10 protein-coding genes and 1 pseudogene are annotated in these 11,853 nt (G+C 61.3%); 6 read left to right on the forward strand and 5 right to left on the reverse strand.

All coding sequences use genetic code 11. The features are described from left to right. Positions 1-225: 225 nt before the first annotated feature. A complete protein-coding gene (locus tag EJD88_RS13375) occupies positions 226-657 on the forward strand; it encodes a MarR family winged helix-turn-helix transcriptional regulator (RefSeq protein WP_158878187.1) in 432 nt (143 codons plus the stop codon). Here EJD88_RS13375 and surE read toward each other — a convergent pair. The 3 genes from surE to EJD88_RS13390 all read right to left on the reverse strand — a co-directional run bounded on the left by surE (position 626) and on the right by EJD88_RS13390 (position 3,404). Beyond that, on the reverse strand, positions 626-1,429 hold the full coding sequence (gene surE, locus EJD88_RS13380; RefSeq protein ID WP_158878188.1) for a 5'/3'-nucleotidase SurE: 804 nt from the start codon (positions 1,427-1,429) through the stop codon (positions 626-628). The genes EJD88_RS13375 and surE overlap by 32 nt on opposite strands. Positions 1,430-1,533: 104 nt before the next feature. After that, positions 1,534-2,709 (reverse strand): cell wall metabolism sensor histidine kinase WalK, encoded by a 1,176-nt coding sequence (locus EJD88_RS13385; protein WP_158878189.1) that lies wholly within the window; start codon positions 2,707-2,709, stop codon positions 1,534-1,536. Between the two features lie 5 nt (positions 2,710-2,714). Further along, a complete protein-coding gene (locus EJD88_RS13390; protein ID WP_099584274.1) occupies positions 2,715-3,404 on the reverse strand; it encodes a response regulator in 690 nt (229 codons plus the stop codon). 97 nt (positions 3,405-3,501) lie between these two features. Between EJD88_RS13390 and EJD88_RS13395 the strand changes: the two genes are divergently transcribed. From EJD88_RS13395 to EJD88_RS13415, 5 genes are read left to right on the forward strand one after another with little or no spacing between them, the layout of a single operon-like run. Further along, positions 3,502-4,983: an efflux transporter outer membrane subunit gene (locus tag EJD88_RS13395; protein ID WP_158878190.1), complete on the forward strand. Its 1,482-nt coding sequence runs from the start codon at positions 3,502-3,504 to the stop codon at positions 4,981-4,983. Continuing rightward, positions 4,980-5,774, forward strand: coding sequence for a MipA/OmpV family protein (locus EJD88_RS13400; protein ID WP_158878191.1), 795 nt, complete (start codon positions 4,980-4,982; stop codon positions 5,772-5,774). Before EJD88_RS13395 ends, EJD88_RS13400 begins: the two co-directional genes overlap by 4 nt. Before the next feature lie 16 nt (positions 5,775-5,790). Then, positions 5,791-6,906 carry an efflux RND transporter periplasmic adaptor subunit gene (locus EJD88_RS13405; RefSeq protein WP_158878192.1) on the forward strand — a complete coding sequence of 372 codons (1,116 nt, stop codon included), beginning with the start codon at positions 5,791-5,793 and terminating at the stop codon, positions 6,904-6,906. Continuing rightward, complete coding sequence (locus EJD88_RS13410; protein ID WP_158878193.1) at positions 6,903-9,971, forward strand: efflux RND transporter permease subunit; 3,069 nt, start codon at positions 6,903-6,905, stop codon at positions 9,969-9,971. Before EJD88_RS13405 ends, EJD88_RS13410 begins: the two co-directional genes overlap by 4 nt. Next, positions 9,968-11,212, forward strand: a complete 1,245-nt coding sequence (locus EJD88_RS13415) for an alginate lyase family protein (protein WP_158878194.1) — start codon at positions 9,968-9,970, stop codon at positions 11,210-11,212. The genes EJD88_RS13410 and EJD88_RS13415 overlap by 4 nt, the downstream gene beginning before the upstream one ends. Positions 11,213-11,246: 34 nt before the next feature. Here EJD88_RS13415 and EJD88_RS27545 read toward each other — a convergent pair. Together EJD88_RS27545 and EJD88_RS13425 are read right to left on the reverse strand one after the other, a co-directional pair. After that, positions 11,247-11,348, reverse strand: a pseudogene (locus EJD88_RS27545) (Mpo1-like protein); the annotation flags it as partial. 54 nt (positions 11,349-11,402) lie between these two features. Beyond that, positions 11,403-11,735 (reverse strand): hypothetical protein, encoded by a 333-nt coding sequence (locus EJD88_RS13425; RefSeq protein ID WP_158878195.1) that lies wholly within the window; start codon positions 11,733-11,735, stop codon positions 11,403-11,405. Between the last annotated feature and the right edge of the window lie 118 nt (positions 11,736-11,853).

Below are 11,853 nucleotides of genomic sequence, written 5' to 3' on the forward strand. Positions count from 1 at the left end.
ACTCTAAATGCACAGGATGAAAAATTATTTAAGTAGTTATATGCCACTACTCAACATATAACCTTCGCCACCCAAGTTCATGGCACGTTGCAATCATTGATTAAATGAGAGCATTTTAGCTTTTAATAAGCGCGCTCGACACAGCCAATCCGGCACAAAGGCAACCACAGCACATCCCGCCCGATTTAGTTACAATCCCATAGGTTTTTTCCACGGTACTGCAGCATGGACATCTCTTTATTTCGCGGGCGCTTCACGCGCTTGAACAAGCGCCTGCGCCAAGAGGCGCAGAATCATCCCGAGACCTGGTCGCAGATGCTGGTGCTGAGCGCCATCGACCAAATGGACGGCATGGCAACGCCTTCAAAAATCGCCGAAGCGGAAAACATCCGCTCATCCAACCTTGCCTCGCTGTTGAAGGACTTGGAAGCACGAGACCTGATTACCCGCACGCCAGATACGCAAGACCGCAGACGCACCTGGATCGGGCTGTCGGAACAAGGCCAGAGCGTCCTGCAAGCAAGCCGTCAGCGCCGTGATGAGTGGCTGGCTGAGGCGGCAGACGCCTGCCTCACCGCCAGTGAACGCAAGCAACTGGAAGCGGCCGGGCTGCTGATGGACAAGCTCAGCCAGTATGGCCGCGACGAGGAACGCTGAAGCCATTTTCAGAGACAACGCCCGCCATTGCGTGCGTGCGTTCGAACTGCAAAGGCGTCGCGGTGATGTGCCCCGCAAGATTTTCCGCCGTTTCGGTCCCAGGCTCATCTGCGCCCTGATGCCGCTCCAACTGAAGCCAATGGTATTCCAGGCCGCGCGGGTCATTTTCCGAGCGTACGGAGACCCTCTCCAAGCGCCCACTGCCCTGGCGCGTTATCTTCAGAGGCAGCACGGCACCGGGGGCACAACTCGGAAAATTGACGTTCAGGCACACATCATGCGGCCAATCCATCGCCATGAGTTGCTCAATAACCCGTGCCCCGTGGTCAAGTGCGTTTCCCCAAGGCACTGCGGTACGGTCGGTAAACGCCTGGCTCAACGCAATGGATGGGATACCGAACAGCAACCCTGTCATCGCGGCGCCGACGGTGCCCGAAAACACCGTTTCCGTTCCCAGATTCGCCCCGCGATTCACGCCGGATAAAATCAGGTCCGGCTTGTCGTGACTCAGCAGATGCCCGAGCGCCACTGCGATGCAATCGCCTGGCGTACCCGTGACCGCAAACCGGCGTGTGCCGTGGTAGCTCATGCGCAGGGGGGCATGCAGGCTCAAGGAATGGGAGGTGCCGCTCTGGTCGAGCAGCGGTGCGACGACCCAGACCTCACTCGCCAATTGGCAAGCGATGCGCTCCAGAACCTTGAGCCCTGGGGCATCGATGCCATCGTCATTGGTAAGCAGAATTCGTTTGAACCGATGTTGTCCGTTCGCCATGGCCGTGCCCCGTCAATACTGCGCCAGGCGCTCGAATTAACGCCGTCGGGGCGATTATTACCTATATATTAATAGCTATCTAGCCATAGATATTAACGCGACCGCTATGACGGAAATTCCGCCCTGATCAGAGTGCCGCCCTGGCTACGATTGCTGGCGGTAATGGCGCCGCCATGGGCCTGGCAAATCGCCCGGGCGATGGACAGGCCTAGCCCGCTGCCGCCCGAGTAACGCGCCCTGGAACGCTCTGCACGCCAGAAGCGGTCAAAGACACTGTCCAGGTGTTGCGCCTCGATACCAGGGCCAAGGTCTCCGATCTCAATCACCACCCGCCCTTCGACCTGCCGCGCCATGATGCTCAATTCACCGCCCCCTGCCGCATAGCGCAGCAGGTTATCGATCAGGATATTCAGCACCTGGCCCAGGCGATCACGATCGGCATTGATACGAAACCCGTCGGTGATAGTGATGTACGTCTGCACACCGAAGTCATCCAATTGCGGCTGGAACCAGGCCAGCCGTTCGCTCACCAGGGCTGCCAGGGAAAAGTCGCTGCGCTCCAGCACCAGTCGACCCGCCCTGGCCATCGACAAGAGGTGCAAGTCATCCACCAGTTTCCTGAGCTGATCGAGCTGACGCTTGACCATGCCCAACTGTACGGCATCGCTGGGGAACACCTCATCGAGCATGCCCTGCACGCGCCCCATGGCGGCATTCAGTGGCGTGCGCAATTCGTGGGCGATGACCGCGCTGGACTCGCGCACATCCCGCTCGTAACGCTCCAGTTGCGTGGTCATGCTGTTGAAGTCGCCGATCAGGCGTTGCAGCTCGTCGGGGGTGTGCCGGTGAATGGGCAGGCGCGTGAAGAAATCTCCGCCGGCAACTCGCCGTGCCCCTTGGGCTATTGCCGAGAACTGGCTGGACAAGGGGCGTGAAAACCACAAGCCACAGATGATGATGATTGGGATGGCAGCCAGCACCAGGCAGGCCAGGATCAGCCAGTCGCGATTGGCGATATCCGGCTGGAAGAATTCCACCGGGTAGTATTCGGCAACCAGTTGGCGCAAGCGTGTTTCATTGAGTTGCGGCTCGGCGCGCAGGTGCAGCAACTCCTCACGCGCTTGCGGCGGCAGGCGCTGCAAGAAATACCAGTCCGACAGTTTGAAGTTGACCCACATGCACAGCGCAATCACCACAACGGCGCCGATTGCCAACAGGCTCATGCGCATACCGACCCAGCGCCACAGCGGTTTGTCGTTGACCCGAGATTTCTTGAACATGCGGCTTACCTGAACCGATAGCCGATGGAGCGTACGGTCACCAATACCCCGGCGATGCCATGGGTTTCCAGTTTGCGTCGCAGGTTGTGTACGTGGGCATCAACGACCCGTGCCAGGGCTTCGCTTTCCGGCAGGCAGATTTCCAGCAGCTCATCACGGGTGAACGCCTTGGATGGTGTCTTGAGCAACGTCACCAGCAGCTTGAACTCCGTCGGCGTCAGGTCGAGCACCTGCGGCGGCGCATCGCGGTGCTCAAGGCTGGCCGTGAAGGCGGTGAGATCAACACGCAGGTTTTCATGGCGCAGCAGCTGTTCAACCGGTTGGCTGCCCAGGGTACGTCGCAACACCGCATGCACCCGCGCCACCACCTCACGCGGGCTGTAGGGCTTGACCACATAGTCATCCGCGCCATAGCGCAAGGCGCCGAGTTTTTCCGGCTCATCGCCCATGGCCGTGACCATGATCACCGGCGTGTCGCTGCTGCGGCGCACGGCGGACAACACTTCCGTGCCGCTCAAGCGGGGCAGCATCACGTCCAGCAGGATCAGGTCGGGCTGCCAGCTTTTGTGCAGGTCCAGGCCACGCTGGCCGTCTTCGGCCAAGGCCACCTCAAAGCCGTCCCGGCGCAGATAGGCTTCGAGAATATTGGCGCTGTCGGCGTCGTCTTCGACAATGAGGATACGTTTTCCTGACACAAAGAAGCCTCTTGATGAAACCTTGATAATTCACGAACGGTTTATTGAAAGTCCGCTGCCAGTATTGGCCTACGCCCGACTTTCGCGAACCGATCCTATGCCGACCACTGCACCGCTGTCCAAGCCTATCAAGCTGCCTGAACGCCTCGGCGCGGTTTTGCTGCTGGTGGGCATGTTGAACGGCTGCTCACTGGCGCCGATGTACCAGACGCCCGCGTTGCCAGTGCCGGACACCCTGCAAGGCTCACGGCTAACGGGCGCGCCCTCCTCCATGATCAACAGCGTGGAAGCGCTGTCCGAAGAGGAAAAACACCTGTTGGCCAGCCTGGACTCATCGGCGCAGTTACCGGCTCTGGTTGAACACGCCTTGGACTACAACCGCGACCTGCGCCTGGCGTTGCTGCGAGTCGAGCAAGCCCGCGCTGAGTACGGCATTTCTCGCGCCGATCGCTTACCCACCGTGGCCCTGGGGCTGCAACGCAACCGCCAGCACTTGCACGACAAGGCCGCCGACGAACGTTACGGGCAGGACATCGCGGTCGCGTCCGTGGGTGTATCGGACTTCGAGCTGGATTTTTTCGGCCGGGTGCGCAGCCTGTCCGAAGCGGCGCAACATGACTACCTCGCCACACGCTACGGGGCTTTGGCGGCGCGCAAGGCGCTGATCGTCGAAGTGGCGCGTCTGTATTTGCAGGAGCGCTTGCAGGCGGGCGTGCAGGCCGACACGCGGTCAATTCTCGACGACCAGAAACGACTGCTGAGCGTACTCGACGGTCAGCAAAAGGAAGGCCTGGTAGCCCCGGACACGGTCGACACCCAGCGCATGGAGGTGCGTCGCGCCACTCTGCTATTGCAGGATGCAAGCGCCGACTACTCGCGTGCACAACAGGCGCTGGCGTGGGTCACCGGCTATCAGGCTGCCCTTTCTACAGCGGCGGCAGACAGCGCCGTCATCGACCTCAGTCCCCCGCCATGGCTGGTCGAGATGCCGTCACAGCGCCTGCTGCAGCGCTTCGATGTGCGCCAATGCGAGGAAGCCCTGCGCGCGGCGAATGCCAACATCGGTGCCGCCCGTGCAGCGTTTTTCCCCTCGATCACCTTGAGCACCGGTGTCGGCATCGCCAGCCCGCGCTTGAGCAACTTGTTTTCGGCCGGCAGCGGCGCCTGGCTGTTCACCCCACAACTGAACCTGCCGTTGTTCGACGGTGGCCGCAACCAGGCCAACCTGGACCTGGCCACCGCTCGCCAACAGTCGGCAGTCGCCCAATACGAAAAAACCGTGCAGGACGCCTTCCGCGAAATCGCCGACCTGTTGACTCAGCGCCAGCAAGCATTGGCCAACGCCACCACACAAATTGATCTGGCGGCGTTGACCGCCTTGAAGGCCAAGCGTCTCGACCAACAAATAGCCGTGGGTGCGGCTGCCCGTTCAGAGCACACCGGCGCTTCAATTCGCCTGGCTGAAGCCGCCATCGGATTACGCAAGGCCACCTACCAGTTGTTGTTCAACCGCCTGGCGCTGTATCGCGCGCTGTCTGGCGCACCGTTATTTTCCTCCGCAGAAAGGGTTCCATCATGAGTTTGATCACGCCTCCTACCCGTGCCGCGCTTTGGGGCGCCGCCGCGTTGATGTCTTGCACGCTGGCGCCTCAGGCACAGGCGGCCGACACCACCACTGCCACCCTGGGCCTCGGCATGGGCGTCACACCGCGCTTCATGGGCGCAGACCGCTACCGGGCGCTCGTGCTGCCGATGTTCAGCATCCAGCGCGGTGTGTTGTTTGCCGACAGCACCCGTGGCCTGGGTGTGCAATTTCAATCCGACAGCGGCTTTGCTGCCAGCGCGGCGATCAACTACGACCTGGGCCGCAAGGAAAAGGACAGCACCAGCCGCCCCGGCGGCCGCGAGCTGAACGGCATGGGCGATGTCAACGGCGCCACCGTCGCCGACTTCACCCTCAGCCAGCAACTGCTTGACTGGCTGTCGGTCAGCGGCGAAGCCGAACTGCGCATGGCCGGCGAGCACCGGGGCAACCGCTACCGCTTTGGCCTCGAAGGCATTCTGTTTCATACCGACAGCGACACCCTGGCCCTGGACCTCGATGCGCACGCCGGCGATAGCCGCTACAACCAGACCTACTTCGGCGTCACCCAGGCGCAGAGCCAGCGTTCGCTCTATGGAAAATACAGCGCCGATGCAGGCATCTATGCCTACTCCGCCGCCTTGAACTGGCAGCACAGCCTGGATGCACACTGGTCGACGCTGGTCAGCCTGACGCTGACCCAGTACGCCGACCAGGCCCGCAACAGCCCGCTGGTCCTGCGTGAAAGCGCCGGCCTTGGCCTGTTCGCCATCAACTACACCTTCTGATAACGAGGCCCCAGGCATGCATGGTTTTCCTCAGCTGTTTCGTCCCTGGGCCCGTCTCCTCCTCGGCCTCGCCTGCCTGACAACGGCGGCCTGTTCGCGCGAGTCACCCGTGCCGGAGCCCGCCGTAAGGTCCGTAAAAGTCACCGCAGTGCGCGCCGCGCAAGTGGACGCTGCGCCGTTGACCGGCGTTGTGCGCCAACGCCAACGTGCGACGCTGGCCTTCGAGGGCGCAGGTCGTCTGGTCGCCTTGAACGTTGATGTAGGCGATTCGGTTAAACAAGGTCAGGTACTGGCGAGTCTGGACGCGGCCGCAGTCCGGCTGCGCCTGAAACAGGCCCAGGCCACCTTGTTTGCCAGCGTGGCACAGACAAGCGAGCGCAAGCGCAACAAAGTCCGCCAGCAACAGTTGTTTACCCAGGGTAGCGTCGCGACCAGCGCTGTGGAGCAAGCCGAAGCGGCGTGGCAAGCGGCCGTCGCGCAGCAGACCGCCGATGAAGCGGCGCTGGACCTGGTGCGCCGCGATCAGCGCCAAGGGCAACTGATTGCACCTTTCAACGGCCGCGTCGTGGCTCGGCCTGCGCAGCTGTACAGCGAGCTATCGCCCGGCCAGGTCGTGATGGAGCTGGAGGCCTCGGGCGCTTTGCAGGTGCTGGTGCAAATCCCGGTGGAACAGGCCGCCAGCCTCAAGCCTGGGGACCACGCCGTAGCCGCCGACCCGACCGCGCCGGGTTCTAGCCTGCCGCTGGTGTTGGAAGGCCTGTCGATGCGCGCACAGAACGGTTTGTTGCAAAGCGCGCGCTTTCGCCTGACCGCCAACGACCTCGCGCTGCCCAGCGGCGTGAATCTCAATGTGAGGCTCGCGTCCCCTGCTCCGCTCCCGCTGTCCATTCCAACCCAGGCCCTGCGCATCGGGGGTGATGCCAGCCAGGTGCAAGTGTTTGTCTATGACCCCACCGCGGGCAAGGTCGCCCAGCGTGACATCAAGATCGGCCTGATCGACCAGGGCCGCGTCACTGTCGACAACGGCCTCAAGGATGGCGAGCAAGTGGTCGTCACGGGCGTCGCGTTTCTCAGTGACGGCCAGCCCGTCAACCTGCTTGCGCCCTCCAGCCGCTTGAGCACAACCGAATGATCAACCTGACCCGACACGCCTTGGGCGCAAGCCGCCTGACGCTCTTCACCGCGCTGTTGATCCTGATCGCAGGTGTGGCGACGTTTCTCAGCTTCCCCACCCAGGAAGAGCCCTCGGTGACCATCCGCGATGCGCTGGTGAGCATCCAGTTCCCCGGACTGCCCAGCGAACGCGCCGAAGAATTGCTGGCGCGGCCCACCGAAGAAAAACTGCGCGAACTGTCGCAAATCAAAAATATCGTGACCACGATTCATCCCGGCAGCGTGGTTATCCAAGTGACGGCCCGTGATGAAACCAAGGACCTCGGCGTGCTGTGGCAACAGGTGCGCAATAAGGTCGCCGAAGCCGGCGCGGGCTTTCCACCCGGCACCCAAGGGCCGTTTGTCGACGATAATTTCGGGCGCGTTGCCGTGGCCTCCATCGCCGTTACCGCACCCGGCTACAGCATGAGCGAGATGCGCGGGCCGTTGAAGCGCCTGCGCGACCAGTTGGGCGGGTTGCCGGGCATCGGCCAGGTCACCTTGCATGGTTTGCAGGATCAACAGCTTTCAATTGATTTCAACCCGCAACGCCTGGCCGGGCTGGGTTTGTCCCCGCAGCAATTGTTCCAGCAACTGCAGCAACAGAATGTGCTGGCGCCTGGCGGTATCGCCGACATTGGCGGGCAGATCACCACCCTCACCGTGACCGGCGAATTGCTCGGTGTGGAACAGTTGCGCCAGGTGCCGATTCAACTGCCCGGCGCCGACGGCAGTGTGCAATCGGTGCCGTTGAGCGCCCTTGCGCAGATTGCCGTGATGGCTGCCGACCCGCCCCAGACCGCCGCGGTGTACCAGGGCCAGGACGCCGTGGTGCTGGCCGTGTCGATGGCGCCAGGGCAAAACATTCATCAATTCGGCGCAGCCCTGCGCGAACGACTGGCGCAGTTGGAGCAGCAACTCCCGCTGGGCTTTACCGCCCATGTGGTGACGTTCCAGGCCGATGTGGTCGATCAGCAGATGTCCAAGATGAAGCATGTGATGATCGAAACCGTGGTCATCGTCATGGCGGTGGTGATGCTGTTCCTTGGCTGGCGCACCGGCCTGGTGGTCGGCGCCATTGTGCCGCTGACGATCCTCGGCACGTTGATCGCCATGCGCATGCTGGGGGTCGAGCTGCAGACCGTATCGATTGCCGCGATTATCCTCGCGCTCGGCTTGCTGGTGGACAACGGCATTGTCATCGCCGAGGACATCGAGCGCCGGCTGCATGCCGGTGAGGAACGCCGCCAGGCCTGCGAGGATGCGGGGCGTACGCTGGCGATTCCGCTATTGACCTCCTCCCTGGTGATTGTGCTGGCCTTCTCGCCGTTCTTCCTCGGCCAGACCAGCACCAATGAATACCTGCGGTCATTGGCCATTGTTCTTGCCCTGACCCTGCTCGGCTCGTGGCTGTTGAGCATCACCGTCACGCCGCTGCTGTGCCTGTATTTTGCCAAGCCCCCACGTCATAAGGCGTCAGAGGACAGCTACAACAGCCGCTTTTACCAAGGCTATCGGGCCGTCATCTGCCGCGTGCTGCAGCACAAAGTGCTGTTTCTGATGGCCATGTTGGTGTTGCTGGCCGCCGCCATTTTTGAACTGATGCGCGTGCCCTATGACTTTTTACCCCAGTCGGACCGGTTGCAGTTTCAGGTGCCCATCACCCTGGAGCCCGGCAGCGGTTCGCGCAAGACCTTGCAAAGCGTGCGCGAGATCAGCCTGTGGTTAGGCAAGGAACCCCAGGTAGTCGACAGCATCGGCTACGTGGGCGATGGCGGACCGCGCATCGTGCTGGGCCTCAACCCGCCGCAGCCAGCACCGGAAACCGCTTACTTCACCGTCAGCGTCATGGCGGGCACGGATATCGATGCGGTCATTGCCAATATGCGTCGCTATCTGCTCAAACAACACCCCGAGCTGCGCGCCGAGCCCAAACGGTTTTCCCTGGGCACCACAGAAGCCGGGGTCGCGATCTATCGCGTGATTGGCCCGGACGAGAACGTATTACGCCTATTGGCCGGCCAGATCGAGAACGCTTTGCGCAACATGCCGGGCACACTCGATGTGCGCAATGACTGGAGCACGCGCCTGGCGCGCTATACCGTCGAGGTCGACCAGCACAGTGCACGCCGCGCCGGGGTCGACACCCAGGCCATAGCCCAGGCCTTGCAATTACACTTCGGCGGCCTCCAGGTTTCGTCCCTGCAGGACAATCAGACCCGCGTACCGCTGGTGGTACGCGAACCTGCGATGACAAACACCGTATCGCCCGACCTGCGCGGTATCCAGGTCTACCCGGCCGACGGCTCGACGCCCGTGCCGCTGTCGGCCATTGCCCGCATTGTCGCCTCCAGCGAACCGTCCACGCTGATGCGCCGCAATCAGGAACGGGCCATCACCGTAGTGGGCCACAACCCGTCGCTGACGGCGACGTCCATCGTCGAGCAACTGGCGCCGCAGGTCGCGGCACTGCGCTTGCCGCCGGGCTACCGGATTGAACTGGGCGGTGAAATCGAAGACTCGGCAGATGCCAACCAGGCGCTGCTGCAATACCTGCCCCACGCGCTGATCGCCATGCTGTTGTTGTTTGTGTGGCAGTTCAATTCGTTTCGCAAGGTGCTGATTGTGGTTTGCGCAATTCCCTTTGTACTGATCGGCGTTTCAGTCGCGTTGCTGGTCACCGGTTACCCGTTTGGCTTCATGGCCACGTTCGGCCTGCTGTCACTGGCAGGGATCATCGTCAATAACGCGGTGCTGTTGCTGGAGCGTATTGAAGCGGAACTCCACGACGGCCTGCCCGTGTACGAGGCCGTCGTAAATGCCGCCGTCAAACGCCTGCGCCCGATCGTCATGACCAAACTGACCTGCATCCTCGGGCTGATCCCGTTGATGCTGTTTGCCGGGCCACTGTGGAAAGGCATGGCAATCAGCATGATGGGCGGTCTTGCACTGGGAACGTTGGTAACGCTGGGGTTGATCCCGGTCCTGTATGTATTGCTGTTTACGCAGCGTAAAACTCCACACATCACGGTGAACACACCATGACTTTTTTGCTCAAGGCGACGCGCACCGTCAAACGCCTATCCAAAGGGGCCATGCTGCTCAGCGCACTGTCGATCAGTATTGCCAGTCACGCCGCAACCCCACATCCCGACGCATTCGTCCATCCAGGCCTGTTGCAGACCGAACAGGACTTCCTGCGCATCCGCGAAAAACTGGCCAACCATAACCAGCCGTGGCTGGCCGGGTGGCAGAAGCTGATCGCCAACCGGCACGCTTCACTGGCCTGGAACCCGAGCCCGGTCGCAGTGGTGTATCGGGGCGCGGATGGCCAACATCCGGAAAACTACGCCCGCTTATTCAATGACGCTGCAGCAGCGTACGCACTGGCCCTGCGCTGGCAGCTTTCGGGTGATCCCGCGTATGCCGACAAAGCCGTAGCGATGTTGAACCAATGGTCCAGCGCCCTTACGTCGATTGCAGGCACCTCGGACCGCTTCCTGGCATCCGGCTTGTACGGTTATCAACTGGCCAACGCCGCAGAGTTGCTGCGCGGTTATTCAAAGTGGAAGGCGGCGGATTTTCGTCAGTTCCAAAGCATGATGCTCACGGTCTTCTACCCGATGAATCATGATTTTCTGGTGCATCACAATAACGCGCCGGTCGACCACTATTGGGCGAATTGGGACTTGGCCAACATGAACGCGATGCTGGCCATCGGCGTGCTGACCGACCGCCGCGACATCTACGATGAAGCGGTCAACTACTTCAAGCACGGCGCCGGCAACGGCGCCATCGAACACGCTGTGTGGAAGCTCTACGGCAATGGCCTCGGTCAAGTCCAGGAAAGCGGGCGTGACCAAGCGCACACGATGCTCGATATCGCCTTGCTCGGCAGCTTCTGCCAAATGGCCTGGAGCCAGGGCGACGACCTGTTCGGTTACCAGAACAACCGGGTGCTGCAAGGCGCCGAGTATGTGGCCAAGTACAACCTGGGCAATGACGTGCCGTTCACGACCTTCATCAACAGCGCGTTCAAGCAGACCGTCATCTCGCCCGATCACCGTGGCGACATCCGCCCGATCTGGGAACTGCTCTACAACCATTACGTGGTGCTCAAAGGCCTCAGCGCGCCGAACGTGAAAGCCTTCGCGCACAAAGTCGAGGTGGAAGGCGGTGGCGGGGATTATGGCCCCAACAGCGGCGGCTACGACCAACTGGGGTATGGAACCTTGCTCTATTCGTTGGGGGAATACGGCCTGTCCAAAAATGAACTGGTGCCGTGAAGATCCATTCCTCAATCTTCACGGCAGCCGTGCTTCAGAACGGTAGTCGGCCGGTCAGCATGTCCCACCACATTTTCCAGTCGCCCCGAAAGCGGCCCAGGGGATGCCGGAAAGTGGGTGGCCGGTTGAGTTCAAAGAAATGTGCGCTGTGCGAAACCGCTGCAACGCCTTGGAGAAATGGCGATCGCCACTACATCGACTTGACCGAGACCACTTCGACAAAACGAAACTTCTTCCTGGCTGCCTTGGTAGCTTCTTGCTCGGCTACAAGGGTGCTGAGCGTATCAGCCTCATGAATGATCTCGTGCATCTGCCCTTCGAACTCATTGCCCACGCGCAGTGTGACCCTGAGCCTCGGGGTAAAGCTTTTTGAGGTTTTCTGTTGCTTTTTGGGCGTTGCCTTTGGCGGTATCACGACTGCTGGAACGGGTTCTGGCTGAGGGTCAGCTTCCGTCGACACTGCGGGCACAGATACGCCGAATAGCGCCTGTCGCATCTCTTCTTCCGTCAATTCGGTGTTCATACTGTTTCTCAGGGGGGATTCAGGAAAGGCTTGGCCGCGATTGAAGCCATTGCTCGTGGCCGTGGGTCATATATTAACTGAGCGCAAACATCTGCGTTCTGTTGTCTTTTTTCGCGGG

The organism is Pseudomonas sp. PB105 (assembly GCF_009764655.1).
In the GTDB taxonomy this organism is placed as follows: Bacteria; Pseudomonadota; Gammaproteobacteria; order Pseudomonadales; family Pseudomonadaceae; genus Aquipseudomonas; species Aquipseudomonas cyclaminis.